Source organism: Kitasatospora sp. NRRL B-11411, from assembly GCF_000721345.1.
GTDB classification, from domain to species: domain Bacteria; phylum Actinomycetota; class Actinomycetes; order Streptomycetales; family Streptomycetaceae; genus Kitasatospora; species Kitasatospora cineracea.
In genome coordinates, this window is sequence record NZ_JOGH01000005.1 from 22,020 (window position 1) to 48,130 (window position 26,111).

Annotated in this window: 23 protein-coding genes; 16 read left to right on the forward strand and 7 right to left on the reverse strand. The window is 73.9% G+C overall.

The features are described from left to right. The first annotated feature begins 86 nt into the window (after nucleotides 1-86). The 8 genes from IH44_RS0103955 to rny all read left to right on the forward strand — a co-directional run bounded on the left by IH44_RS0103955 (nucleotide 87) and on the right by rny (nucleotide 8,932). On the forward strand, nucleotides 87-1,685 hold the full coding sequence (locus IH44_RS0103955) for a S8 family serine peptidase (RefSeq protein WP_030457968.1): 1,599 nt from the start codon (nucleotides 87-89) through the stop codon (nucleotides 1,683-1,685). Between the two features lie 34 nt (nucleotides 1,686-1,719). Further along, entirely contained in the window at nucleotides 1,720-1,914 is a 195-nt protein-coding gene (locus IH44_RS0103960) for a DUF3046 domain-containing protein (protein ID WP_030457969.1), read from the forward strand. Between the two features lie 34 nt (nucleotides 1,915-1,948). Continuing rightward, on the forward strand, nucleotides 1,949-3,445 hold the full coding sequence (locus IH44_RS40555) for an AI-2E family transporter (RefSeq protein ID WP_369794891.1): 1,497 nt from the start codon (nucleotides 1,949-1,951) through the stop codon (nucleotides 3,443-3,445). 57 nt (nucleotides 3,446-3,502) lie between these two features. Beyond that, nucleotides 3,503-4,036: a SigE family RNA polymerase sigma factor gene (locus tag IH44_RS0103970; RefSeq protein ID WP_030457971.1), complete on the forward strand. Its 534-nt coding sequence runs from the start codon at nucleotides 3,503-3,505 to the stop codon at nucleotides 4,034-4,036. Beyond that, complete coding sequence (locus IH44_RS0103975; protein ID WP_030457972.1) at nucleotides 4,033-4,959, forward strand: hypothetical protein; 927 nt, start codon at nucleotides 4,033-4,035, stop codon at nucleotides 4,957-4,959. The genes IH44_RS0103970 and IH44_RS0103975 overlap by 4 nt, the downstream gene beginning before the upstream one ends. A 235-nt stretch (nucleotides 4,960-5,194) precedes the next feature. Next, on the forward strand, nucleotides 5,195-6,295 hold the full coding sequence (gene recA, locus IH44_RS0103980; protein ID WP_030457973.1) for a recombinase RecA: 1,101 nt from the start codon (nucleotides 5,195-5,197) through the stop codon (nucleotides 6,293-6,295). A gap of 4 nt (nucleotides 6,296-6,299) precedes the next feature. Beyond that, complete coding sequence (locus IH44_RS47625; protein ID WP_081966710.1) at nucleotides 6,300-7,304, forward strand: regulatory protein RecX; 1,005 nt, start codon at nucleotides 6,300-6,302, stop codon at nucleotides 7,302-7,304. A 224-nt stretch (nucleotides 7,305-7,528) separates the two neighbouring features. Continuing rightward, nucleotides 7,529-8,932 (forward strand): ribonuclease Y, encoded by a 1,404-nt coding sequence (rny, locus tag IH44_RS0103990; RefSeq protein WP_030457975.1) that lies wholly within the window; start codon nucleotides 7,529-7,531, stop codon nucleotides 8,930-8,932. Nucleotides 8,933-9,123: 191 nt separating this feature from the next. On the opposite strand, the gene IH44_RS0103995 is transcribed toward rny, so the two are convergent. The 5 genes from IH44_RS0103995 to IH44_RS0104015 form a co-directional block, all read right to left on the reverse strand. After that, the gene (locus IH44_RS0103995; protein WP_035953851.1) at nucleotides 9,124-10,794 is read right to left on the reverse strand and encodes an FAD-dependent monooxygenase; all 1,671 of its coding nucleotides are present in this window, start codon (nucleotides 10,792-10,794) and stop codon (nucleotides 9,124-9,126) included. A gap of 107 nt (nucleotides 10,795-10,901) precedes the next feature. Beyond that, a complete protein-coding gene (locus IH44_RS0104000) occupies nucleotides 10,902-11,729 on the reverse strand; it encodes an amino acid ABC transporter permease (RefSeq protein ID WP_030457977.1) in 828 nt (275 codons plus the stop codon). Then, nucleotides 11,726-12,376 (reverse strand): amino acid ABC transporter permease, encoded by a 651-nt coding sequence (locus IH44_RS0104005; protein ID WP_030457978.1) that lies wholly within the window; start codon nucleotides 12,374-12,376, stop codon nucleotides 11,726-11,728. The genes IH44_RS0104000 and IH44_RS0104005 overlap by 4 nt, the downstream gene beginning before the upstream one ends. 40 nt (nucleotides 12,377-12,416) lie before the next feature. Then, nucleotides 12,417-13,334: a glutamate ABC transporter substrate-binding protein gene (locus IH44_RS0104010; protein ID WP_030457979.1), complete on the reverse strand. Its 918-nt coding sequence runs from the start codon at nucleotides 13,332-13,334 to the stop codon at nucleotides 12,417-12,419. A gap of 77 nt (nucleotides 13,335-13,411) precedes the next feature. Next, entirely contained in the window at nucleotides 13,412-14,194 is a 783-nt protein-coding gene (locus IH44_RS0104015; RefSeq protein ID WP_030457980.1) for an amino acid ABC transporter ATP-binding protein, read from the reverse strand. Between the two features lie 442 nt (nucleotides 14,195-14,636). Here IH44_RS0104015 and IH44_RS0104020 point away from each other — a divergent pair, with 442 nt between their 5' ends. Further along, on the forward strand, nucleotides 14,637-15,398 hold the full coding sequence (locus IH44_RS0104020; protein WP_030457981.1) for a response regulator transcription factor: 762 nt from the start codon (nucleotides 14,637-14,639) through the stop codon (nucleotides 15,396-15,398). 6 nt (nucleotides 15,399-15,404) lie between these two features. Then, on the forward strand, nucleotides 15,405-16,835 hold the full coding sequence (locus IH44_RS0104025) for a HAMP domain-containing sensor histidine kinase (protein ID WP_030457982.1): 1,431 nt from the start codon (nucleotides 15,405-15,407) through the stop codon (nucleotides 16,833-16,835). A 30-nt stretch (nucleotides 16,836-16,865) separates the two neighbouring features. Here the strand turns inward: IH44_RS0104025 and IH44_RS0104030 are convergent, their stop codons facing one another. Then, on the reverse strand, nucleotides 16,866-17,903 hold the full coding sequence (locus tag IH44_RS0104030; RefSeq protein ID WP_035953854.1) for a TAXI family TRAP transporter solute-binding subunit: 1,038 nt from the start codon (nucleotides 17,901-17,903) through the stop codon (nucleotides 16,866-16,868). Between the two features lie 73 nt (nucleotides 17,904-17,976). Here IH44_RS0104030 and miaB point away from each other — a divergent pair, with 73 nt between their 5' ends. Both miaB and IH44_RS0104040 read left to right on the forward strand, forming a co-directional pair. After that, on the forward strand, nucleotides 17,977-19,467 hold the full coding sequence (gene miaB / locus IH44_RS0104035; protein WP_030457984.1) for a tRNA (N6-isopentenyl adenosine(37)-C2)-methylthiotransferase MiaB: 1,491 nt from the start codon (nucleotides 17,977-17,979) through the stop codon (nucleotides 19,465-19,467). Between the two features lie 359 nt (nucleotides 19,468-19,826). Next, complete coding sequence (locus tag IH44_RS0104040; RefSeq protein ID WP_030457985.1) at nucleotides 19,827-20,519, forward strand: hypothetical protein; 693 nt, start codon at nucleotides 19,827-19,829, stop codon at nucleotides 20,517-20,519. A 58-nt stretch (nucleotides 20,520-20,577) separates the two neighbouring features. On the opposite strand, the gene IH44_RS0104045 is transcribed toward IH44_RS0104040, so the two are convergent. After that, nucleotides 20,578-20,799: an antitoxin gene (locus IH44_RS0104045; protein ID WP_030457986.1), complete on the reverse strand. Its 222-nt coding sequence runs from the start codon at nucleotides 20,797-20,799 to the stop codon at nucleotides 20,578-20,580. 109 nt (nucleotides 20,800-20,908) lie between these two features. Here IH44_RS0104045 and miaA point away from each other — a divergent pair, with 109 nt between their 5' ends. The 4 genes from miaA (at nucleotide 20,909) to IH44_RS0104065 (ending at nucleotide 26,110) form a co-directional block, all read left to right on the forward strand. Continuing rightward, nucleotides 20,909-21,889: a tRNA (adenosine(37)-N6)-dimethylallyltransferase MiaA gene (gene miaA / locus IH44_RS0104050; RefSeq protein ID WP_051816531.1), complete on the forward strand. Its 981-nt coding sequence runs from the start codon at nucleotides 20,909-20,911 to the stop codon at nucleotides 21,887-21,889. 253 nt (nucleotides 21,890-22,142) lie between these two features. After that, entirely contained in the window at nucleotides 22,143-22,628 is a 486-nt protein-coding gene (locus tag IH44_RS0104055) for a hypothetical protein (protein ID WP_030457988.1), read from the forward strand. A gap of 63 nt (nucleotides 22,629-22,691) precedes the next feature. Then, the gene (gene dapF, locus IH44_RS0104060; protein ID WP_232794811.1) at nucleotides 22,692-23,570 is read left to right on the forward strand and encodes a diaminopimelate epimerase; all 879 of its coding nucleotides are present in this window, start codon (nucleotides 22,692-22,694) and stop codon (nucleotides 23,568-23,570) included. 176 nt (nucleotides 23,571-23,746) lie between these two features. Next, complete coding sequence (locus IH44_RS0104065; protein ID WP_030457990.1) at nucleotides 23,747-26,110, forward strand: bifunctional (p)ppGpp synthetase/guanosine-3',5'-bis(diphosphate) 3'-pyrophosphohydrolase; 2,364 nt, start codon at nucleotides 23,747-23,749, stop codon at nucleotides 26,108-26,110. Nucleotide 26,111: the final 1 nt, after the last annotated feature.

Consider the following 26,111-nt stretch of genomic DNA (forward strand, 5'->3'; position numbering starts at 1 on the left):
CAGCAAATCGTACAAATCGCTCATATCGTGAGGAACCGGACCCGATCCCCGGCGTCCGGCCCTGCCTGACGAGCGGAGACCGTGCGATGGAGCAGGTGAGCCAGGCCCGCAGCGACACCCCCGCCACCCGCCGGCGCCGCAGCGTCCGGGTGCTCGGGGCGACGCTGCTCACCGGACTGCTGCTCGGCGGCGCCGTCCCCTACGTCACCGGCACCGGCGACACCTACCTCAGCTACCTGGTGCTGGACGAGCGCACCGACGCCCGGGGCGCCGAGCACGCCGCCGACCAGGCCCGGGCGCTCGGCGGCAAGGTCGTCCAGGACTACCCGCAGATCGGCGCGGTGCTCGCCTACGCCGGGCCCCGGTTCGCCGGGAAGCTGCGGCAGAGGCCCGGGATAGCCGCCGTCGGCGCCACCCGCACCGTCCCGGTGCCCTCCCCGCCCCGGCCGCTGGCCGGCGCCGCCTTCGACACCGGCACCGCGCACGGCCCCGAGGCCGCCGCACTGCCGCTCGGGGACGCCGCGCCGCCCGGCGACACCGCCGAGCGCGCCGACGACTCCACCGCCACCGTGCCCGACCCCGGCGAGCAGTCCGACTGGAACCTCGCCATGATCGGCGCCCTCGACCGCCCCGCCGGACGCGGCGCCGCGCTGCTGCGCCCGCCGGTCGCCGACCGCGGCACAACGACCTCCGCCGACCGGGCCGCCGTCCTGCCCACCGCCCAGCAGCTGTCCAAGGTCACCGTCGCGGTGCTGGACTCCGGCGTCGACGACACCCACCCCGACCTGCGGGCCGCCGTCGACCCGGGCGCCTCCGCGTCCTGCGCCGACGGCCGCCCCGACTCCCGCAGCGGCGCCTGGCGGCCCGACGACGCGATCAACGAGAGCGGCCACGGCACCCACGTCGCCGGGATCGTCGGCGCCGCCCGCGACGGCCACGGCGTCACCGGCGTCGCCCCCGGCGTGCGGATCGCCGCCGTCCGGCTGCTCGGACCGCTCGGCCAGTACTACGCCGAGAACATCGTCTGCGGCATGCTCTGGGCCGCTGACCACGGCGCCCGCGCCATCAACGACAGCTACTTCGCCGACCCGTGGAAGTACAACTGCCCCGAGGACGCCGACCAGGCCGCGCTGGCCGCCGCCGTCGGCCGGGCGGTCGCCTACGCCCAGCGCAAGGGCGCCGTGGTGGTCGCCTCGGCCGGCAACGACGGCCAGGACCTCAACGCCGGACGCGCCGACCGGCGCAGCCCCAACGACCGCACCACCGGCCCCCCGGACGACCGGCAGCTCGGCACCGAGTGCATCCGGCTGCCCGGCGAACTGCCCGGCGTGGTCACCGTCACCGCCGTCGACCGCAACGGCCTGCCCGCCGGGTACAGCAACTACGGGCGCGGCAAGGTCTCCATCGCCGCCCCCGGCGGCGACCCCGACGGCGGCACCCAGGGCGCGGTCGTCTCCGACTGGCCCGGCGGCCGGTACGCCGCCCTGGCCGGCACCTCGATGTCCGCCGCGCACGTCACCGGCGCGGTCGCCGTGGTCGCCGCCCGGCACCCCGACTGGAGCCCCGACCGGATCTCCGCCGACCTCGCCCGGGCCGCCGACGAGAACTGCACCAGGGCCCTGCCGCTCGGCTGCCAGGACCGCGACTTCTACGGCGCCGGGATCCTCGCCCTGCCCACCGACTGACCGGGCGGGGCCGCCGGTGCCCGATACTGGGCGCATGAGGCTGACCGAGTTCTGGCGACGGATGCACGAGCACTTCGGCGAGGCGTACGCGGAGTCCTTCGCGCAGGACCACGTGATGGGCGAGCTCGGCGGCCGCACCGTCCGGCAGGCGCTGGACGCCGGGTGGGAGGCCAAGGACGTGTGGCGGGTGGTCTGCGTCACGCAAGGGGTGTCGTCCCTGCTGAGGTGAGACCATCCGCCCCGCCGTGGGTGAGACTGTCCCGGTGGCGAGCAGCGCAGAGCACCCCGACCCGACGGCCCCCGGCCGGACGACCCCCGACACCCCGTTCGACACCCCGGCCGACACCCCGGCCGAGGCCGGGCCCGGCACCACGGACCGGGCCGCCGAGGCCGTGGCGGCCGCCGACGCCGAGACGGCGCGCACCGCCGCCGCCCGGCTGCTGCGCCGGGCCGAGACCGGCAACGGCGCGATGCCCCGCTGGCTGCCCCGGGCGATCCTGCTGGCGCTGCTCGGCGTCGGCCTGTTCCAGCTCGCCGACTGGGCGTTCCACCAGCTGATCGACCTGTTCGTGATGCTGCTGGTGGCGTTCTTCCTGTCGCTGGCGATGGAGCCCGCCGTCGACCGGATGGCCGCCCGCGGGGTGCGCCGCGGCCTGGGCACCTTCCTGGTGTTCATCGGCCTGGCCCTGGCCGTGGCGGGCTTCCTGGCCTCGCTCGGCACCCTGCTGGTCGACCAGATCACCCAGATCGCCGGGAAGCTGCCGCAGCTGCTCCAGGACCTGATCAACTGGATCAACCACACCTTCCACACCGACCTGTCCCTCGACCAGCTCCAGCACCAGGTGCTCAAGGACTCCGGCACCATCGAGAAGTACGCCCAGCAGGCCGCCGACAACGTCTGGGGCGTCACCGGGACCGTCATCGGCGGGCTGTTCCAGGCCTTCACCGTCGGCCTGTTCACCTTCTACTTCACCGCCGAGGGCCCCCGGGTGCGGCGCACCGTCTGCTCGCTGCTGCCGCCGTCCAAGCAGGGCGAGGTGCTGCGGGCCTGGGAGATCGCGCTCGCCAAGACCGGCGGCTACCTGTACTCCCGGGCGCTGCTCGCACTGATCTCCACCCTCGCGCACTGGGCGTTCTTCGCCGCCATCGGCCTGCCGTACGCGGCGGCGCTGGCCGTCTGGGTCGGCGTCATGTCGCAGTTCGTGCCGACCATCGGCACCTACCTGGCGGGCGCGCTGCCGGTCCTGGTCGGGCTGACCGAGCGGCCGGTGGAGGCGCTGTGGGTGCTGGTCTTCGTGATCGTCTACCAGCAGATCGAGAACTACCTGCTGCACCCGCGGATCACCGCGAAGACCGTCGACGTGCACCCCGCCGTCGCGTTCGGCGCGGTGATCGCCGGGGCCGCGCTGCTCGGCGCGGTCGGCGCGCTGATCGCCATCCCGGTCGCCGCGACGCTGCAGGGCTTCGTCGGGACGTACGTGCGCCGCTACGAGGTCGAGGACGATCCGCGGATCGACCGCGGCGAGGAGCGGCGCGAGCGGCGGCGGCACACGGTGCGGCGGCTGCGGCGGATCATGTCGGGCGGCTCGGGCGGCTCGGGCGGCTCGGGCGGCTCGGGCGGCTCGGGCGGCTCGGGCGGTCCGGGGCGGGCCGGTGGCTCGGGTGCGGACGGTCCTGGCGGCTCCGGTCGTTCGGGTGCGGACGGTGTCGGTGGGGGACGGGTGGAGGGGGAGCGGCGGGAGGAACCGCCGGGGGAATGACCCGGCGGGTAAGCGTTTGGTGCCTCCTCCGGGCTCTGGATGGGTGAGGAGGTGTTCATGGGAGAGAAGCAGAACGGTCCGGACGACGAGTTCCGGACGTTCATCGTGGGGGCGTGGCCCTGGCTGCTGCGGACGGCGTACCTGCTGACCGGCGAGCAGCACGCCGCCGAGGACCTCGCGCAGTCCGCCGCCGAGCGGACCTGCGCGGCCTGGTCGAAGGTCCGCCGGGCCGACGACCCGCACAGCTACGTGCGCCGGATCATGGTCAACCAGCACGCCCGCCGCTGGCGCCGCCGGGCCCCCGAGGTCCTGGTGGAGGCGGTGCCGGACGCAGCCGGGTCCGAGGACGGGTACGCCAGGTCGGACCAGCGCCGGATGCTGATGGCGGCCCTCGCGGGGCTGCCCGCCCGGCAGCGGCAGGCCGTGGTGCTGCGGCACTGGGAGGACCTGAGCGACAGCCAGGCGGCCGCGGCGATGGGGTGCTCGGCCGGTGCCGTGCGCAGCCACGCCGCGAAGGGGATAGCCAGGCTGCGGGAGACCGCGGACCTGGGGGAACTGAAGGACATGACTCGGATCGGGGGTGCGGTGTGACCACGGGTGACAACGGAGCGCGGGGCAACGGCGAGATGTGGGTGGAGCTGGGCCTCGCGGGGGCCGCGGCGGAGGTGCGGATCGGGTCGGTCCCGGTCGCGGGCATCGAGGCCGGCGGGCGGCGGATCCGGCGCCGGCGGCGCACCGCGGTCGGCGCGCTGGCGCTGGCCTCGGTGGTGGTCCTGGGCGGCGGCACGGCGGCCGGGCTGCACGCCGGGACGGCCGGGGCCGGCACCGCGCGGGCGATCGGGCCGGCCGGCGGCGGCGCGGGCGGCGGCAGCCTGGTCGGGGCTGGGGACGACGGCACCCCGGCCTCCCCGTCGGCGGCCGCCCGGGACCCGTTCGCGCCGGTCCGGGTGGTGATCGGGCAGGGCGTCGTCGACGGCAAGGAGTGGAAGCTCTGGGAGGCGCTCTGGCCGGTCGCCCCGCAGGAGCGGGCGTACGAGCAGGCGGTGGCGGTCTGGCAGGAGCGCAGCGCCGTCGACCCCTCGCTGGACAAGCCCACCGAGGCGTACGTCCAGCAGTACTGGCAGCCGAACGAGGACGTGGTCGACACCTACGCGACGCTGGACGGCGTCCGGCAGAAGTACGACGAGCAGGGCAGCTACCCGGCGCCCGGGCACCTGGAGCCGTGGATGGCGACCACCTTCAACGGCAACCTGATGGGTCCCCGGACCAAGGACGACCACTCCGGGCCGCTGCCGGTGACGCTCGCCGTGATGGCGTTCGGGCCGGACATCGCCAAGGTGGTGGTGACCTGGAGTGACGGCAGCGTGGTCGAGCCGCAGCTGGTCACCGTCGGGGACTCCCCGTACCGGCGGATCGTGGTGCCGGAGCAGGCCGGGAAGCGGGTGGTGTCCTGGCAGTTCTTCGACCGGAGCGGGGCCGAGGTGCCGAACGCGGGCGAGGAGATGCTCAAGTAGCTCTCAAGTAGGGGGTGCGGGGGCGAGGGCCCGGCGCCGCGGCTCGACGGCCGTGGGGTCGGGCCCCGGCCCGTTGCGGGGCGGTGGGGTGCGGGACTGGAATCGAACAAACGTTCTTTGTACTCTTCGGTGCGGAGTTTTCCACAGGCCGAGCCCGTCCGGGGCCGATTGTCGGTGGGACGCGCTAGCGTCGATGACGATGAAGCGCACAGGACAGAACCCGAGGGTGGAAGCCATGGCAGGAACGGATCGCGAGAAGGCCCTGGAGGCCGCACTCGCCCAGATCGAGCGGCAGTTCGGCAAGGGCTCGGTGATGCGGCTCGGTGAGAAGGCGAACGAGCCGGTCGAGGTGATCTCCACCGGATCCACCGCCCTCGACGTGGCGCTCGGCGTGGGCGGCATCCCGCGCGGCCGGGTGGTCGAGATCTACGGCCCCGAGTCCTCCGGCAAGACCACCCTGACCCTCCACCTGGCGGCCAACGCCCAGAAGGCCGGCGGCACCGTCGCCTTCGTCGACGCCGAGCACGCGCTCGACCCCGAGTACGCCAAGAAGCTCGGCGTGGACACCGACGCCCTGCTGGTCAGCCAGCCGGACACCGGCGAGCAGGCGCTCGAGATCACCGACATGCTGATCCGCTCCGGCGCGATCGACCTGGTGATCATCGACTCGGTGGCCGCGCTGGTGCCGCGCGCCGAGATCGAGGGCGAGATGGGCGACTCGCACGTCGGCCTCCAGGCCCGTCTGATGAGCCAGGCGCTGCGGAAGATCGCCGGTGCGCTGAACCAGTCGAACACCACCGCGATCTTCATCAACCAGCTGCGCGAGAAGATCGGCGTGATGTTCGGTTCGCCGGAGACCACCACCGGTGGCCGCGCGCTCAAGTTCTACGCCTCGGTCCGCCTCGACATCCGGCGCATCGAGACCCTGAAGGACGGCACCGAGGCGGTCGGCAACCGCACCCGCGTCAAGGTGGTCAAGAACAAGGTCGCCGCGCCGTTCAAGCAGGCCGAGTTCGACATCCTCTACGGCGTCGGCATCAGCCGCGAGGGCGGCCTGATCGATATGGGCGTCGAGCACGGCTTCATCCGGAAGTCCGGTGCCTGGTACACCTACGAGGGCGACCAGCTCGGCCAGGGCAAGGAGAACGCCCGCAACTTCCTGAAGGACAACCCGCAGCTGGCCGACGAGATCGAGGCCAAGATCAAGGGCAAGCTGGGCATCGGCCCGAAGCTCCCCGAGGCCGAGGGCGACGCCGCCCCCGCCGTGGAGATCCCGGCCGCGGCGGCCCCCGCGAAGGCCGCCGCCAAGAAGACGGCGGCCGCTGCCAAGAGCTGATCCGTTGACACGCCACCAGCACCACCACCCGGCACCGGGCCCGTCCGAGGACGGGCCCGGTGCGGGCGTTCCCGGGGACAACGACGAGAGCAGCAGCGGATACGGCGAGAGCGGCAGCGGACGCGGCGACGGTGGTCGGTCCGGCGGCGGGGACGGGCCGCCGGACTGGTTCGCCGCCGTCGCGGAGGAGGAGGTGTCGGACGGGCCGCCGGACTGGTTCGCGGCGGTGGCCGAGGAACCGCCCGGCGCGGGGGCGGGCGGCGGCGGAGGCGGGGCCGCGCAGGTGGCGGACCTGGGGGAGTTGCCCGGGCTGGTGCGGGCGTCCGAGCTGGCCGGGGGGCGGCGGCGACGGCGCAGTGCGCTGGGGGAGTTGCCGGTCGCGGAGCCGGTGGCGGCGGAGCGGCCGCGGGCCCGGCGGCGGGCGAAGGCCGAGCGGGGGGAAGAAGGGGAGGAAAGGGGCGAGCGGGAGCCGCGTCAGGGGCGGCGCGGGCGGGCTGCCGAGCCGGCGGGCGATCCGGCCGACCGGGCCCGGGACATCTGCCTGCGGCTGCTCACCGGAGCCGCCAAGTCCCGCAAGCAGCTGGCCGACGCGCTGCGCCGCAAGGAGATCCCGGACGAGGTCGCTGAGCAGGTGTTGGACCGGCTGGAGGAGGTCGGGCTGATCGACGACGCCGCCTTCGCCGAAGCCTGGGTGGAGTCCCGGCACGCGGTGCGCGGCCTGTCCCGGCGGGCGCTGGCCCAGGAGTTGCGCACCAAGGGCGTCACCGGGGAGACCGCCGAGCGGGCCCTGCTCCAGGTGGACGCCGAGGACGAGTCGGAGGCCGCCCGGGCGCTGGTGGACCGGAAGTTGCGCTCCACCGCCGGGTTGGACCGGGACGTGCGGATCCGGCGGCTGGTCGGGGTGCTGGCCCGGCGCGGCTACGCCGAGGGCCTGGCGTTCCGGGTGGTGCGGGAGGCGCTGGCGGAAGAAGGGGTGGAGGAAGAAGGGACGGAGGAGCCGGAGGAGTGAGCGGTCGGAGGACTGAGCGGGCTGGCGAGTGAGCGGGCGGCTGGGCGCGGATGTCGGAACGGGCCGGGCGGTGGTGGGATTTGATGACTGGTGATCAGTTCATCGGAGTCAATTCTCGATCGCATCTTGACCGTTTCGTAACCTCGGCCTAGCCTCACACTCAGTGGTAGGACGATCGCGGAGGTCGCCTCAGCGGCAGCGTGAGCAGGACGGGGAGTGGCCGGATGGGCATCGCTCAGGGCACCGAAACGGGTTCCTCCCTGCTGCTGGCGGCCGGAGTGCTGATCGGCGCCCTGGTGCTGGTGCTGGCCGCCGGGTTCCTGATGCTCCGTCAGCGCCGGGCCGAACTCGACCGCCGCGAGGAGCGGCTGACCTCCGAACTCCACCGCCTGCACGTGCACGAGGACGAACTCGCCGCCCGCGCCGCCGACTCCGAGCGGGTCCGCGGCGAACTCGCCGACCAGGCCGCGGAGAACCGCCTGCTGCTGGAGCGCACCGCCGGGCTGACCGCCGTGCAGGCCCGCGAGGAGATCGTCCGGGCCGCCGAGTCGGAGGCCCGCCGGGAGGCCGCGCTGACCGTCCGGGAGATCGAACGGCGGGCCGTCACCGAGGGCGAGGGCCGGGCCCGGGAGATCATCGCCGCGTCCATCCAGCGGCTGGCCGCCGAGCACACCGCCGACACCGTGGTCACCACCCTGCGGCTGCCCAGCGAGGACATGAAGGGCCGGGTGATCGGGCGCGAGGGCCGCAACATCCGCGCCTTCGAGGCCGTCACCGGCGTCAACCTGATCGTCGACGACACCCCCGGACTGGTGCAGCTCTCCTGCTTCGATCCCGTCCGGCGGGAGAGCGCCCGGCTCACCCTGGAGGCGCTGCTGGTCGACGGGCGGATCCAGCCCGCGCGGATCGAGGAGGAGCACGAGCGCAGCCGGGCCGAGGTCGAGCGGCTGTGCGTCCGGGCCGGGGAGGACGCGCTGCTGACCGTCGGCATCGGCACGAGCGGCGAGATGTCGCCCGAACTGGTCCGCACCCTGGGGACGTTGCGCTACCGCACCTCGTACGGGCAGAACGTGCTCGGGCACCTGGTGGAGTCCGCGCACCTGGCCGGGATGATGGCCGCGGAACTCGGCGTCGACCCCGAGCCGGTGCGGCGGGCCGCGCTGCTGCACGACATCGGCAAGGCGCTCACCCACCGGGTGCCGGGCAGCCACGCCGCGATCGGTGCGGAGTTCGCCCGGCGGCACGGCGAGGCGGAGGAGGTCGTGCACGCGATAGCGGCGCACCACGGCGAGGTCGAGGCCAAGACCGTGGAGGCGGTGCTCACCCAGGCCGCCGACGCCTGCTCGGCCGGGCGGCCGGGCGCGCGCAAGGAGTCGGTGGAGGCGTACGTGCGCCGGCTGGAGCGGCTGGAGGAGATCGCCCGGGCGCACGAGGGCGTCACCAAGGTGTACGCGATGCAGGCCGGGCGGGAGGTCCGGGTGATGGTGCAGCCGGAGGCGGTGGACGACCTGCGGGCGCAGGAGATCGCCAAGGAGGTGGCCCGGCAGGTGCGGGAGGAGCTGACGTACCCGGGGCAGATCCGGATCACGGTGGTGCGGGAGTCGCGGGCGACGGAGGTTGCGCGGTAGAGAGGGGAGGTGGGGATCGGCAGGGGAGGGGCGCGCAGGGAGGGGCGCCCCGGGCGGCAACTGGTTGTCGGGGGCGCGATCTTGCGGGTGTGGGGGTGGCTGGGCGCGCAGTTCCTCGCGCCCCTGGTGTGGCGCGTGTGGTCTTGTCCGTGCGGGTGTGGGGGTGGCTGGGCGCGCAGTTCCTCGCGCCCCTACCGGGTCTTCTCTTGTTCCAGGCCCGGCTGGGGGGAGAGGGGGGCGGTGAGGGCGTGGAGGGTTTCGGGGTGGAGGCCGGGGGTGGTGCCGAGGAGGTGGCCGTCGGGGCGGACCAGGAGGACGGTGTGGGGGGTGGCGCCGGGGTAGGTGTCGGTGACCAGGACTTCGGTGGGGACGGGGAGGGCGGCGGCGAGTTCGGCGAGGCGGGGCATCAGGCCGGCGCCGAGCCAGTGTTCGGCTGACCAGACGGTGGTGCCGGGGGCGACCAGGACCAGCAGGAAGGGGCCGCCGAGGCGGGCCCGGAGGGTGTCGGCGGTGCCGTCGGCGGTGACCACCGGGAGGTCGGGGACCAGGACGCCGGGGGCGGTGGCCGGGAGTTGTTCGGTCAGGGAGGTGCCGCGCTGGGCGCCGCGCTGTTCGGGGACCCGGGGGGCGACGCCGGAGGGGGCGGCCGGGTAGGCGGGGGCGCCGCCGAAGCGGCCGGTGCCGAGTTGGCCGTCGGCCAGGAGCGGGGCGTTCTTGCGGAAGGAGCCGGAGAGCAGCGAGCGGCGGGTCTCGGCCCAGCCGCGCAGCGGGCGCAGCAGCGGCATGCTCTGGTCGACGGCGCGCAGCCGGGCGCCGACCGCGCCGCGGCGTTCGGCCTCGTAGCCGTCGAGCAGGGCGCGGTCGGCGCGGTCACCGGTGGGGGGCAGGTGCCGGGCGAGGGCGAGCCGCCAGGAGAGGTTGTCGGCGTCGCGCAGGCCGTCGGCGAGGTTCTGCATGCCGAGGGCGCCGTGCAGGTGGGCGGCGTCGCCGGCCAGGAAGCAGCGGCCGGTGCGGAAGCGGCCGGCCAGGCGCTGCTGGTAGGTGTGGTCGGCGGCGGCGAGGAGTTGGTGGGGCGGGAGTTCGCCGCACCAGCCGGTCAGCGCGGAGGTGACCCGGGTGAGCAGGGTGTCGCCGGTGACGATGCCGGGCCAGGTGGCGTGCGGGTCGACGGGCTCGGTGGGCTGGGGGCGGCCGGGGGGCAGCCGCCAGTCGAGCCGCCAGAGGCCGTCGGGCAGCGGGCGGGCGGAGGCTTCGCGGTCGCCGCGCCACGGGGGTTCGCGGTGGATCCGGGCCTCGCCGAGGAAGGGTAGGTCGACCCGGACGGTGGCGACGGCGTGCCGGTCGACGGCGGGGCGGCCGGGGAAGCGGACCTTGAGCAGTTTGCGGACGGTGGAGCGGGCGCCGTCGCAGCCGACCAGGTGGCTGCCGCGCCACCAGGCGTCCTGGCCGGCGGAGGTGGTGCGGACCGTCACCCCGTCGTGGTCCTGGGCGAGTTCGACCACCTTGTGGCGGGGGAGCAGGTGGATCAGCGGGGTGGCGGCGACGGCGTCGCGCAGGCCGCGCTGGAGGCGGTGCTGGGCGAGGTGCAGGACGGGTTCGGCGTCCAGCGGCAGGCGCAGCACCTCGGCGCGGCGGCGCCAGATGGTGAAGGCGTCCCAGCGGGCGGCGTCGGAGACCACCCGGGTGTAGCCGATCCGGGCCAGGAAGGCGGTGGTGTCGCCGCCGAGCACGACGGTGCGGGGGCTCTCCGGGCTGACGCCGGTGCCCTCGTCCAGGACGGTGCTGGGGACGTCGTTGCGGGCCAGGGCGAGGGCCAGGGCGAGGCCGACCGGCCCGGCCCCGACGATGATCACCGCGTCCATGTCGGGGCCTTCGGGCGGGCGGCGGCGGCCGCCGGTGCGTCATATGCCGGGTGGGAGGTCCCAGGTGGTGTCACGAAGAGCAATGCAACAGATCACCTGGGTGTCCGTCAAGCAGCGGCTGCGCCGCGACGGGTCGCGCCGCGGCGGCCGCGGGACTCGATCCAGCGGGCCAGGCCGCTGAGGGCGAGGCACATGACGATGTAGATCGGGGTGATCACCAGGACGACCGGGATGTACGGGTAGCCGTCGGAGTTGGAGGCGATCAGCTTGCCCACGTACAGCAGCTCGGAGTACGTGATGATGTAGCCGAGCGAGGTGTCCTTGAGGGTGACGACCAGCTGGCCGATGATCGCGGGCAGCATCGTCCGGACCGCCTGCGGGACGAGCACCAGGCTCATCACCTGGGTCTTGCGCAGGCCCAGGGCGTGGGCGGCCTCGGCCTGGCCGCGCGGGACGGCGTTGATGCCGGAGCGGATGATCTCGGCCTGCACGGCGCCGTTGTACAGGGTCAGGCCGATGACCAGGCCCCACATCGGCTTGGCGGTGAACACCGCCTGGTACAGCGCGAAGATCATGATGACCAGCGGCATGGCCCGGAAGAACTGGACCACGACGGTGCACACCGCCCGCACCGGGCGGTGGTCGGACAGCCGTCCGACCGCGAGCAGGGAGCCGAGGACCAGCGAGCCGGCCGCGGCCAGCGCGAAGGTCTCCAGGGTGGCCAGCACGCCGTCGAGGATCCGCTGCTGGACGGCGGTGTACTGGAAGGCGTCCCACAGCGAGGCGTCGAACTGGCCCTGGTCGGCCAGGGTGGAGACGACCCACCAGAGCAGGGCGGCGATGCCGAGCGTGCCGAGCACGCCGGCCACCAGGTAGCGGCGCCGGGCCCGCGGGCCGGGGACGTCGTACAGGACGGAGGCGGTGCGGGTGCTCATCGGGCCACCGCCGTGCGCCGCTCCAGGGCGGAGAAGACCGCGCCGACCGCGAAGCTGATCACCAGATAGGCCAGGGCGACCCAGAAGAAGATGGCGAAGATGGCGTAGCCCTTCTCGGTCAGGGTCTTCTGCACGCTGAACAGCTCGAACACGTTGAAGGCACCGCCGATGGCCGAGTTGCGGGGCAGCGCGATGAACACCGAGCCCATCGGCGCGAGCACCGCGCGGGCCGCCTGCGGCAGCACCACCAGGCCGAGGGTCTGGCCGAAGCCCATGCCCAGCGAGCGGGCGGCCTCGGCCTGGCCCAGCGGCACGGTGTTGATGCCCGCGCGCAGCACCTCGCAGACGAAGCTGCCGGTGTAGATGCTGAGCGCGGCCACCGCGGCGGTGAAGCTGCTGATGTGCACGTCCAGCCGCGGCAGCACGAAGGTCACCGCGAAGAACATCAGGGTCAGCGGGGTGTTGCGGAAGATCGTCACCCAGGCGGTGCCGAAGCCCCGCAGCACCGGGACCGGCGAGACGCGGAAGGCCGCCAGCATGAAGCCCAGCAGCAGGGCGAACAGGGCACTGAGCGCGCTCAGTTCGATCGTCCCCAGGAACCCGCGGACGAACAGCGAGAAGTTGCCGTCCTCGAACGGTATGCCCATGCCGGCGGCCCTCCTTTCTCGGTATCGGTCGGGACGGGCGTCAGGAGGCGGTGGTCGGGTCCAGCTCGGGGACCGCCGGGGCGGCGGAGCCGGACAGGCCCAGGGTGGCGTCGTACGCCTTCTTCCAGTCGCCGTTGTCCTCGTGCTTCTTGAGGGCGTCGTTGATCGCCTTCTGCAGCACCGCGTCGCCCTTCTTCAGGCCGATGCCGTAGCGCTCCTTGGAGAACGGCTCGCCGACGACCTTGAGCTTGCCCTGGTTCTTCGCGGCGTAGCCCTTGAGGATCGCGTCGTCGGTGGTGACCGCGTCGACCTCCTTGGTGAGCAGCTTCTCCACGCAGAGCGAGTAGCTGTCGAAGGTGGTGACCTTGGCGTTGTAGGTCTTGATGTTGTCGACCGAGGTGGACCCGGTGACGGTGCAGACGGCCTTGCCCTCGGTGGACTTCGCGTCCGTGATGGCGGTGTTGTCCTTGTTCACCAGCAGCGACTGGCCGGCGATGTAGTACGGGCCGGCGAAGTCGATCTGCTTCTTGCGGTTGTCGTTGATCGAGTAGGTGCCGACGTAGTAGTCGATCTGGTCACCGGCGATCGAGGTCTCGCGGGCGCTGGAGTTGATGGTGGTGAACTGGATCTGGTCCGGGGAGAAGCCGAGGTCGGCGGCGACCATCTTGGCGATCTCGATGTCGAAGCCGTTGCGCTTGCCGGTCTGCACGTCCTCGAAGCCGAGGAACGGCTGGTCCGACTTGGCGCCGATGCGGAGCTTGCCGGCGGCCTTGGCCTTGGTCCACACCGGCGAGCCGTCCAGCTTGGCGTCGGCGTTCACCTGGTAGGTGGGCAGCTGCGGGGCGGCCGAGCCGCCCTTGTTGCTGTCCGAGTTCGGCGTTCCGTCCTTGCCGCAGGCCGCGACCGCGGTCAGGGCGAGCACGGACAGGGCGGCGGCTACGGTACGACGGGCCTTCATGCGGTCGTTCTTCTCCTCGGTAGGGGCCATCGCTGGCTCCGGGCAAATTGCGAACTGACGCTAGAACAATGGCTGGCTCAGTGGTGCAGGATCTTCGAAAGGAAGTCCTTGGCGCGGTCGCTGCGCGGCGCGGTGAAGAACGCCTCGGGGGTGTTCTGCTCGACGATCCGGCCGTCCGCCATGAACAGGACGCGGTTGGCGGCCGAGCGCGCGAAGCCCATCTCGTGGGTGACCACCACCATGGTCATGCCCTTGGCGGCGAGCGAACGCATCACCTCCAGCACCTCGTTGACCATCTCCGGGTCGAGGGCCGAGGTGGGCTCGTCGAACAGCATCACCTTGGGGTTCATCGCCAGCGCGCGGGCGATCGCCACCCGCTGCTGCTGGCCGCCGGACAGCTGGGCGGGGAACTTGTCGGCCTGTGCGCCGACGCCGACCCGCTCCAGCAGTTCGCGGGCGGTCTTCTCGGCCTCGGCCTTCGGCACCCGGCCGACCTTCACCTGGGCCAGCACCACGTTCTGCAGCACGGTCTTGTGCGCGAACAGGTTGAAGGACTGGAACACCATGCCGACCTGGGAGCGCAGCCGGGCCAGTTCGCGGCCCTCGGCGGGCAGCGGGCGGCCGTCCACCTCGATGGTGCCGGAGTCGATGGTCTCCAGCCGGTTGATGGTGCGGCACAGCGTGGACTTGCCGGAGCCGGACGGGCCGATCAGCACCACGACCTCGCCCTGGGCGATGTCCAGGTCGATGTCCTGCAGCACGTGCAGCGCGCCGAAGTGCTTGTTCACCCCGCGCAGCGACACCAGCGGGGCGGCCCCGCCGTCCTCGGGCTCGCGCAGGTCGGCACTGTTCTCGGTCATCGCGGCTCGCTCCCTCGTCCTGCCAACCCGGGCCAACGCGCTGGGGCCGCAGAGCCGGTGATGGTCCGTCTGATGTCCGGGGGCCGGAGCCGGCGGAGCCCACGGCCCCCGGACTGGGGTGACTTTAGGCAGGTACACGACTCCTCGTCAGCCGATCTGAGCTGAACTTGAGGATCACGGTTCGGCTACGCCGGGTAGTCGACGGGTAGCGGATACCGGCTGGGTAACGGACCGGGCAACCCGGTTGACCGGGTGACGCCGGATGGGCATGGATGCCAGGATGGCCCGGATCCGCCACCGGCCGAGCCATGACAACGCCGGACCGCGAACCGCGCCACCGCGCGGCCCGCGGGCCCGCGGGCCTCCGCACCGGCCCGGACGCGCGGACCGAAACAGAGCGAACAGACCGAACAGACCGAACGAACGCCGGAAGGGGAACCCGATGCGCCTGCTCCTGGTCGAGGACGACGACCGCGTGGCCGCCGCCCTGGTCGCGGTGCTCGGCCGGCACGGCTTCCAGGTCCGGCACGCCCGCAGCGGCCACGAGGCGCTGGACGCGCTCGTCCCGGACGGCAGCGACCCCTACCGGGTGGTGCTGCTCGACCTCGGCCTGCCCGACCGGGACGGCTTCGAGGTGTGCAGCCGGATCCGGGCCGGCAGCGGCGTCCCGGTCATCATGGTGACCGCGCGGGCCGACATCCGCTCCCGGATCCACGGCCTCAACCTGGGCGCCGACGACTACGTGGTCAAGCCCTACGACATGGGCGAGCTGCTGGCCCGGATCCACGCCGTGGCCCGCCGCGGCACCCCCCGCGGCGCCGAGGAGAGCGGCCCCGAGCCGTCCGGTCCGCTGGCCTCCCGCGGCGTCGAGATCGACCGCGAGCGCCGCCGGGTCTCGGTCGAGGGCCGCGACGTCCCGCTCACCCGCAAGGAGTTCGACCTGCTGGCGCTGCTCGCCCAGAGCCCCGGCGTGGTCTACCGCCGGGAGCAGATCTTCAGCGAGGTCTGGCGCTCCGGCTGGGAGGGCAACGGCCGCACCCTGGAGGTGCACATCGGCTCGCTGCGCACCAAGCTCGGCCTGCCCGGCCTGGTCGAGGCCGTCCGCGGCGTCGGCTACCGGCTGATCCCCGACCAGCCGGACCAGCCCGACCCGTCCGACGGCGGCCCCGGCACCGCCCCCGGCGACGGCCCGGCGGAGCGCTGACCGCACGTGCGCAACCGCCTGCTCGGCATCCTGATCGCCCTGATGGCCTGCGTGCTGGCCGCGCTCGGGGTGCCCCTGGCCTACCTGATCGCCGCCTCCGAGCAGTCGAAGGTGGTCGTCGACCGGATCGACGACGCCGCCCGCTTCGCCCAGGACCTGCCCACCCAGGGCCGCCTCACCACCGCCGTCAAGGGCGACCCGGAACCCGGCCCCGGCGACGTCGGCCGGCTGCACGCCCTCACCACCGAGGCCGAGCGCTACCACGAGCTGTACGGCGCCCGGATCGGCCTGTTCCAGCGCGACGGCAGTGCCATCGCGGTCTCCCCGGCCGGCTGGCGGCCCCCCGCCGCCGGCCCCGGCCAGCAGGCGTACCACGAGGCGCTGGCCGGCCGCCGCAGCCACAACCCGCCGCAGGTCTGGCCGTGGACCCCCGACCGCACCCTGGCCGTCGCCCTGCCGGTGGTCCGCGACGGCGACGTCATCGCCGTGGTGCTCACCGAATCGCCCACCGGCGGCCTGCGCTCGCGGATCCTGCACCGCTGGATGGTGCTGGCCGGCGGCGAGGCGCTCGCCATGATCGTCGCCATCCTGCTCGCCGTCCGGCTCACCGGCTGGGTGCTGCGCCCCGTCCGCACCCTGGACCGGGCCACCCACGACATCGCCACCGGTCGGCTCGGCGCCCGGGTCGCCCCCAGCGGCGGGCCGCCCGAACTGCGGCGGCTGGCCCGCTCGTTCAACGACATGGCGGACCACGTGGTGCTCGCCATCGACCAGCAGCGGGCGTTCGTCGCCGACGCCTCGCACCAGCTGCGCAACCCGCTGGCCGCGCTGCTGCTCCGGGTCGAGCTGATCGGCCTCGACCTGCCCGAGGGCCACGAGGAGGAGCTCGTCGCGGTCCGCGAGGAGGGCGCCCGGCTGGCCCGGGTGCTGGACGACCTGCTGGGCCTGGCCACCGCCGAGGGCTCCCGGCCCGAGCCCGAACCGGTCGACCTGGTCGACCTGGTCCGCACCCGGGCCGACGCCTGGCGCCCGCTCGCCGGGCAGCGCGGCGTCGCCCTGCACTGGGAGGGCCCGCCGATGGCGCACGCCTGGGCCGACCCGATCGGCTTCGGCAGCGCGCTGGACGCCGTCCTGGACAACGCGCTGAAGTTCACCCCGGCCGGCGGCGAGGTCCGGGTCGGGCTGCTGATCGGCAAGGACGAGGTCACCGCCACCGTCACCGACGCCGGACCGGGCCTCACCGAGGAGGAGCTGGCCCGGGTCGGCGACCGGTTCTGGCGCTCCTCCCGGCACCAGAACATCGACGGCTCCGGCCTCGGCCTGTCCATCGCCCGCACCCTGCTGCTGGCCGGCGGCGGCGGCCTGGACTTCGCGCCCGCCGAGCCGAACGGCCTGACCGTGCGGCTCAGCGTGCCCCGGCGCCGGGGGCGGCGCTGAGCCGGGCCCGGGGTCGCAGGATTCGGGGGCTCAGGGCTTGACGGACAGGTAGTAGCGCTTGGCGCCGTCGTGCAGCGGCAGCGGGTCGGTGTACACGGCGGTGCGCAGGTCCACCAGCTGGGCGGCGTGCACCTGGCGGCCGATGTCGTCCCGGCTGTCGATCACCGCCCGGGTCAGCGCCTCCACCAGCGCCGGGTCCACGTCGGCCCGGGTCACCAGCAGGTTCGGCACCGCCACCGTCGGCACCGGCGTCCGCTCCGGCTCCACGTTCGGGTAGGCGTCCGCGGGGATGGTCGCCGCCCGGTACGCGTCCATCCCCGGCCCGGCCAGCCGGTGCAGCGGGTCGGACAGGTCGCCCATCGGCACGATCCGGATCGGGACGTGCTCCGACAGGTTGGACAGCGCCGTGGTCGGCAGGCCGCCCGACCAGAAGAACGCGTCCAGCTCCTTGCGCTGCAGCCCGTCCGCCGCCTGGACGACGCTGACCGGCGCCGGCCGCACGTCCCTGTCCGGGTCCAGGCCGGCCGCCTCCAGTAGCCGCCGGGTCACCAGGTTCACCCCCGACTTGGCCTGCCCCACCCCGACCCGCAGCCCGCGCAGGTCCGCCACCGAGTGCACCGGCGAGCCGGCCGGCACCACCAGCTGCATGTAGTCGTCGTACAGCCGGGCGATCGCCCGCAGCTTCGGCTTCCCCGGGTTGTCGAAGGTCGCCACCGCGTCCGCCGTGGCCACCGCGAAGTCGTCCCGGCCCGAGACCAGCCGCTCCAGGTTGTCCAGCGAGCCCTCGGAGTTGTCCAGCTGGACCTTCAGCCCCGGCATGTGGTCGCCCAGGTACTGCTGCAGCAGCACCCCGTACCGGTCGTACACCCCGCCGTCCACCCCGGTGGCGAACGCCACCCGCCCGTGCGGGCCCGACGAGGACCGGGCCGAGGACACCCACCAGCCGCCCGCGCCCCCCGCCACCAGCAGCAGCACCACGACGATCCGCAGCAGCCGGCCGCGCAGGACGGAACGCGCCGCGGAGCGCAGCCCGGCGGCGGGGCGGGAGAGGAGGTTCGCAGCAGCCATGCCGTGGATACTGCCAGCCCCCACCGCCCGGCGGGAGGCCCTTCCCGCTGCCCGTACCCTTGGCTCTGTGGGTATGGAGGAGAGCTTGCGAACTTACAAGGTCGTCACGTACGGCTGCCAGATGAACGTCCACGACTCCGAGCGCCTGTCCGGGCTGCTGGAGGAGGCCGGCTACGCCAAGGCCGACGGCGACGGCGATCCCGACCTGGTGGTCTTCAACACCTGCGCGGTCCGCGAGAACGCCGACAACAAGCTGTACGGCAACCTCGGCCGGCTCGCCCCCGCCAAGCAGGCCAACCGCGGCATGCAGATCGCCGTCGGCGGCTGCCTCGCCCAGAAGGACCGCGAGACCATCGTCCGCAAGGCCCCCTGGGTCGACGTCGTCTTCGGCACCCACAACATCGGCCACCTGCCCGCGCTGCTGGAGCGCGCCGCCGTCGAGCGCAAGGCCCAGGTCGAGATCCTCGAGTCGCTGGAGACCTTCCCCTCCACCCTGCCCACCCGGCGCGAGTCCGCGTACGCGGCCTGGGTCGCCATCTCGGTCGGCTGCAACAACACCTGCACCTTCTGCATCGTCCCCGCCCTGCGCGGCAAGGAGGAGGACCGCCGCCCCGGCGACATCCTCGCCGAGGTCGAGGCACTGGTCGCCGAGGGCGTCGTCGAGGTCACCCTGCTCGGGCAGAACGTCAACGCGTACGGCTCCGACCTGGGCGACCGGCAGGCGTTCTCCAAGCTGCTGCGGGCGTGCGGGGAGATCGAGGGCCTGGAGCGGGTCCGCTTCACCTCGCCGCACCCGAAGGACTTCACCGACGACGTGATCGCCGCGATGGCCGAGACGCCCAACGTGATGCACCAGCTGCACATGCCGCTGCAGTCCGGCTCCGACACCGTGCTGCGCGCCATGCGGCGCTCCTACCGGCAGGAGCGCTTCCTCGGCATCATCGAGAAGGTCCGGGCCGCGATGCCGGACGCCGCGATCTCCACCGACATCATCGTCGGCTTCCCCGGCGAGACCGACGAGGACTTCGAGCAGACCCTGCACGTGGTCCGCGAGGCCCGGTTCGCCAACGCCTTCACCTTCCAGTACTCCAAGCGCCCGGGGACGCCGGCCGCCGAGATGGCCGACCAGGTGCCCAAAGCCGTGGTGCAGGAGCGCTACGACCGGCTGATCGCCCTCCAGGAGGAGATCTCCTGGGAGGAGAACAAGAAGCAGGTCGGCCGCAAGCTGGAGATCCTGGTCGCCGAGGGCGAGGGCAAGAAGGACGACCGCACCGACCGGCTCTCCGGGCGCGCCCCCGACAACCGGCTGGTGCACTTCTCCCGGCCGGAGGGCGGCGTCCGCCCCGGCGACATGGTCACCGTCGAGATCACCTACGCCGCCCCGCACCACCTCCTCGCGGAGGGGCCCGTGCTCGGCGTGCGCCGCACCCGGGCGGGCGACGCGTGGGAGAAGCGGCAGGCGGCGCCGGCGGCGAAGCCCGCGGGCGTGATGCTGGGGCTGCCGACGATCGGGGTTCCGGTGCGGACGGAGGCTGCGGCGGCGGGTGGCTGCGGCTGCGAGTAGTCGCTGCGCGGGCGGGATGGTGCGAGATCGGGGGCGCGGGGAACTGCGCGCAGCGGAGGAGCACGTCAGCGAGATCGCGGGATAGTGCAAGTGGTTGTCCTGCGAGGCGATCTGGCTGTGGGTGCTCGGTTGGCCGCGCAGTTCCCCGCGCCCCCGGTTTCGCTCGAGTGGGCCTGCTGCAGTCCTCCCCGCGCCCCTGTTTTCGCTCGGGTGGGCCTGTAGCAGTTCCCCGCGCCCCCGGTTTCGCTCGGGTGGGCCTGCTGCAGTCCTCACCGCGCCCCTGGTTTCGCAGGGGCTGGCGCAGCGGGTCTCTCTGCGTCGCTGCTTTTGGGGCGGGGGCTCCGCGTAGAGTGATCGGCATGCTTGTTGCCGCCGCTGTGTGCCCGTGTCCGCCGTTGCTCGTGCCGGAGGTGGCGGTGGGGGCCGCCGGTGAGGTGGCGGGGTTGCGGGAGGCGTGTCTGGCGGCGGTGGGGGAGCTGGCCGGGGTCGATCTGGTGGTGGTGGTCGGGACCGGGGAGCGGGCCGGGGTGTGGACGGAGGGCGGGGCGGGGTCGTTCCGTCGGTACGGGGTGGCGAAGGCGGTGCGGTTGCCGTCGGGCGGGGTGGCGGGGCCGGAGTTGTCGCCCGCGTTGACGGTGGGGGCGTGGCTGTTGGAGGAGGCGGGCGTGCGGGTGCCGGCGCACGCGGTCGCGGTGCGGCCGGACACGGCGCCGGAGCGGCTGCTGGGGCTGGGTCGGGGGCTGGCCGAACTCGCGGACCGGGTGGGGCTGTTGGTGCTCGGTGACGGCAGTGCCCGGCGTTCGGTGAAGGCGCCCGGGTACCTGGACGAGCGGGCCGAGGGCCACGACCGGGCGGTGGCGCTCGCGCTGGCGGGGGCGGACGCGGCGGCGCTGGCCGGGTTGGACGCGGGGCTGTCGGCGGAGTTGATGGCCGAGGGGCGTGCCCCGTGGCAGGTGCTGGCGGGCGCCGCGGAGGGCGCCGCGCTCGGCGGTGAACTGCGCTACGAGGACGCCCCGTACGGCGTCGGCTACCTGGTGGCCTCCTGGCGCTGAGCGCTCTGAGGGCCCTGAGTGCTCTGAGGGCTCAGAGCGCGCCGGGCGGGCCGGGGGCTCAGTCGTCCTTGGGCTTGGCGGCGAAGTCGTCGCGGGCGTGCTTGGTCGCCGAGGCGCCCTTCTCGATCTTGTCGCTGTACTTGTGCTTGGTGGCCTTGTCGATGGCCTCGCCGGCCTTGTCCACCATGCCGTCGAGCTTGTCGCCGTGCTTCCCGGCCAGTTCGCTGGCCTTGTCCTTGAGCTCCTCGGCCTTGCCCTTGAGGTTGTCCATCAGGCCCATGGCATCCACCTTTCGCAATTCGGGTCATTTCCGGATCAGACATAGCTGATCCTCCCCGGTGAACGACGCGGTGACACGGGAGGTGCCCGGCTTTTGCGAGACTGGGGGGGTGAGCGGTTCCTCTTCCTCCTCTTCTCCCGCGCGTCCCGACGTGCTGCCCCGGGTGGTCTCGGTGGTCGGTTCGACGGCGGCCGGCAAGTCCGACCTGGCGGTGGCGATCGCCCGCGAGCTGGGCGGGGAGGTGGTGAACACCGACTCGATGCAGCTGTACCGGGGCATGGACATCGGTACCGCCAAGCTGACGGTGGCGGAGCGGGGCGGCGTCCCGCACCACCTGCTGGACGTGTGGGAGGTGACCGAGGCCGCCTCGGTGGCCGAGTACCAGCGCCTGGCGCGGGCCGAGATGGACCGGCAGCTGGCGGCGGGGCAGGTGCCGGTGCTGGTCGGCGGGTCGGGCCTGTACGTGCGGGCGGCGGTCGACGAGATGGAGTTCCCGGGCACCGATCCGGCGGTGCGGGCCCGGCTGGAGGAGGAGTTGGAGCGGGTCGGCCCCGGCGTCCTGCACCGGCGGCTGGCGGAGCTGGACCCGGCCGCGGCGGAGGCGATCCTGACCAGCAACGGGCGGCGGATCGTCCGGGCGCTGGAGGTCATCGAGATCACCGGGCGGCCGTTCACGGCCAGCCTGCCGACCCAGCGGGCGGTGTACGCGGCGGTGCAGATCGGCGTCCAGGTGCCGCGGCCGGAGCTGGACCGGCGGATCGAGCTGCGGGTGGACCGGATGTGGGAGGCCGGGCTGCTGGACGAGGTGCGGGAGTTGGAGAAGGCCGGGCTGCGCGAGGGGCTGACCGCGAGCCGGGCGCTCGGCTACCAGCAGGTGCTGGCGTTCTTCGCCGGGGAGTGCACCGAGGACGAGGCGCGGGCGGAGACCGTGCGGGCCACCCGGCGGTTCGCCCGGCGGCAGGAGTCCTGGTTCCGCCGGGACCCGCGGATCCACTGGCTGGAACGGCCGGAGGGCGCCGATCCGGTCGAGCTGCTGGGCCGGGCACTGGAACTGATCCACCGTCCGGAAGAGCCGGGCGCGGCGGGCTGACCGGCGCGTTTCGGCTGCCGGGCGGATGGGATCCGGCCAGGCTCGCGGCGTCTGCACCGGCAGACGCAGGTGCAGAAGGCACCGGCGGTCACGGCGGGATCACGTCCTGGCATCGGATCACCCGATCGACCCGTGGGACGCCCTGCCCGGGTGTTGGTACGTGCCATCATCGGTAGCACCGAGGCCCGGCACGCGGGCCGGCCTCACCGCCCGCGAGCTCCGGAGCTCGTGTCGAGCCGTCAGGGGAGGCCGCGTGTCAACGGGTACCGGCCCCGAAACCGATGAGCTGCTCGGCGACGTCTCCGACGGGTCCGAGACCCTCCCCGAGCTCGCCGTCCCCACCACCTCCTACGCCGTGGCGCTGCCCGCGATCGACGACCTGGCCGCCGCGCCGGGCGTGGTCCACGAGCGGGACATCCGGCCGCGCCGCCGGTTGCGCTGGTGGCAGATCCTGCCGATCGCCGCGACGGTGATGTTCGGCTCACTGATGTTCGCCTTCCCGCTGGCCTTCGGCAGCGAGGGCGCGACCGCGATGATCGGGATGCTCGGCCTGCTGATCACCGCGGCCTCGGTCGGCTGGGGCGCGATGGCGGCCCGCCGGGCCGGCTACAAGTGGCCGGGCGTGCCGCGCCGCGGCAGCACCGAGCGGGCCGGCTGGAAGGCCATCGTGCTGTACACCCTGCTGGCGGCGGCGGCCGTGGCGCTCGCCCTCTGGCGGGTCGTCCACCTGCGCGGTTAGGACCCGTCTCGGCAGCCGTCCGTCCTCGACGGGGCTCCGGCGGGCTTCGTTACCATCGGCGGTGTGAGCGAGCGCAGCGGTATCAGCGGAACGGCCTTCCTCAAGGGGCACGGCACCCAGAACGACTTCGTGATCGTCCCCGACCCGGACGGGCGGATCGACCTGCCGGCGGCCACCGTCGCCGAGTTGTGCGACCGGCGGGCCGGGATCGGCGCGGACGGCGTGCTGCGGGTGGTCCGCTCGGCGGCCGAGCCGGCCGCGGCGGGGATGGCCGACGAGGCCGAGTGGTTCATGGACTACCGCAACGCGGACGGCTCGATCGCCGAGATGTGCGGCAACGGGGTGCGGGTGTTCGCCCGGTACCTGGTGCACGCCGGGCACGCGAAGCCGGGCGAGCTGGCGGTGGCCACCCGCGGCGGGGTCAAGAAGGTGCGGATCGCCGCGGACGCCGCGGACGGCACCCCGGGCGAGATCACCGTGGACATGGGCCGCGCCGTGCTGCCCGGCCCGGACGGCATCACCGTCACCGTGGACGGCCGCAGCTGGCCCGCGCTGAACGTCAACATGGGCAACCCGCACGCCGTCGCGTTCGTCGCGGACCTGGCGCACGCGGGCACCCTGCTCGACGCCCCGGCCACCGCCCCCGCGGGCGCGTACCCGCAGGGCGTCAACGTGGAGTTCGTGGTGGACCGCGGCGAGCGGCACGTGGCGATGCGGGTGCACGAGCGCGGCTCCGGCGAGACCCGCTCCTGCGGCACCGGCGCCTGCGCCGTCGCGGTGGCGGCGATCCGGCGGGACGGTGCCGACCCGGCGGTCACCGGGGAGGCCGTCCGCTACACGGTCGACCTGCCGGGCGGTCGACTGCTGATCGAGGAGTTCCCGGACGGCCGGATCGAGATGACCGGCCCCGCGGTGATCGTCGCGGAGGGCGTCCTGCTCTGACCGCAGGTCAGCGCGACGGGGCGTCAGCTCCCGCTTCCCATCCGGCCTTCCGGCTAATCCGCCCGTTCGAGTGATCCGGGTGACAGAGGGGAAGCGGGGGCTCGCGCAACGTGCTCTGCTCGGTAGCATGGACCACCGGGTCGGCCGTCGCTCCGGTGTTGCTGCCGGAGGTGCAGATGACCATCCGCTCCGAGCTGGCGGGTCCGCCGTCCAAGCAGCCGGCGGGCCGGTTCAGCCGCGCGGCACTCGGCCGGGCCGGCCGGGCGGCACTGCTCGCCACCGGGCGGACGCCCGTCCCCGACGCCATCGAGCCGATCGTCCAGGCCCACCGGGTGCACCGCCCGCAGGCCGACGTACCCCTGCTGACCAGGGCGTACCGGCTCGCCGAGGAGAGCCACCGCGGGCAGACCCGGAAGAGCGGCGAGCCGTACATCACCCACCCGCTCGCGGTGACGATGATCCTCGCCCAGCTCGGCGCGGACACCACCACGCTGGTGGCCTCGCTGCTGCACGACACCGTCGAGGACACCGAGGTGACGCTCGATCAGGTCGCCGAGGTCTTCGGGCCCGAGGTGGCGTACCTGGTGGACGGCGTCACCAAACTGGAGAAGGTCGACTTCGGGGCCGCCGCCGAGCCGGAGACCTTCCGCAAGATGCTGGTCGCCACCGGCGACGACGTCCGGGTGATGGTGATCAAGCTCGCCGACCGGCTGCACAACATGCGCACCATCCGGCACATGAAGCCGGCCAGCCAGGTGCGGATCGCCAAGGTCACCCGGGACGTGCTGATCCCGCTCGCCGAACGGCTCGGCATCCAGATGGTCAAGGCGGAGCTGGAGGACATCGTCTTCGCCACCCTGCACCCCGAGGAGTACGAGCACACCGGCGCGGTGGCCGGCGGCTGGACGGACGGCGTGCTCGCCCCGTTCGCCGCCGAGCTCGGCCGCCAGCTCGCCGAGGCCGGCATCCCCGCCGCCGTCACCGTCCGGCCCCGGCACCTGGTCTCGCTGCACCGGGTGATGATCAAGCGCGGGGCCGGGCCGGACGGCGCCGGGCTGCGGCCCGCCGACTTCGGGCGGCTGCTGGTGGTGGTCGAGGAGAACGCCGACTGCTACGCCGTGCTCGGCGAGCTGCACACCTGCTGGACGCCGCTGCCCGGCGAGTTCAAGGACTTCGTCGCCGCCCCCAAGTTCAACCTGTACCAGTCGCTGCACACCGCGGTCGCGCTGACCGGCGGCGAGGTGATCGAGGTCCTGGTCCGCACCCGGCGGATGCACGAGGTCGCCGAGACCGGCGTGGTCGCCCTCGGCGACCCGCGCACCGCCGACCGGCCCGGCACCGCCGACGACCCCGAGGACCGCACCGACCCGGCCCGCCCCGGCTGGCTGGCCCGGCTGCTCGACTGGCAGCAGGACACCCCCGACCCGGACGCCTTCTGGTCCGCGCTCACCGCCGACCTGCGCGACGACCGCGAGATCACCGCCGTCACCGAGGACGGCGCCACCCTGCACCTGCCGGCCGGCTCCAGCTGCCTGGACGCCGCCTACCTGCTCGGCGAGGAGACCGGCCACCGATGTATCGGCGCCCGGGTCAACGGCCGGCTCGCCGCGCTCTCCACCGAACTGCGCGACGGCGACGTGTTCGGCCTGCTGCTCGCCCCCGACGGCGAGGACAGCGGGCCCGACCCGCAGTGGCTGGAGTACGTCCGCACCCCCGGCGCCCGGCTCGCCGTCGAACGGCGGCTGGCCGCCCGCCCGGCCGCGCCCGCCGAGCTGCCCGAGTCTGAGCCCGCGTCCGTGCCCGCGCCCGGGCCCGCCGGGCCGCCCGGGCCCGCCGCCGTCGCCCCGCCCGCCGTCGCGCCCGGTGCCGTCGCCGGCGCCGGCCCCGGCGAGGCCGTCGCGCCCGCCGAGGTGCCCGAACTGCCTGGCGCGGCCGTCCGGTTGGCCCGCTGCTGCACGCCCGTCCCGCCCGACGAGGTGACCGGCATCGCGCTGCGCGGCGGGATCGTCGCGGTGCACCGGGCGGGCTGTCCCACCGGCACCCGGATGCTGCGCGGCGGCCGCCGCCCGGTCGGGGTCCGCTGGCTGCCCGGCGGCGCCCCGCAGTGGGGCTACCGGGCCACCCTGCACGCCGAGGCGCTCAACCGGCCCCGGCTGCTCGCCGACCTGACCGCGGCGATCTCCGGCGAGGGCGCGTCGATCTTCTCCGCCGAGGTCGAGCCGCCCCGCCAGCTGCGGGTGCGGCACAGCTACACCCTGGAGCTGCCCGACGCCGCGGTGCTGCCCGCGGTGATGCGGGCGGTGCTCCGGGTGTCGGGCGTGTACGACGTGTACCGGCCCGGCGGGCCGGAGTCCGGGCCGGACGGAGCGGCCGCGGAGGCGGCGGCGGGGGCGGGGGCGGCAGCGGGGGCGGTGGCCGGGCCGGAGGGGGCGGCTGGTAAAAGGGATGACTCGGGCACAGCGGACGTGCAACCATCGTGGGGAATTCACGGCGGCTCCGCCGTGTTGTCCGAGAGCACGATCCGATCAACCCAAGGATGAA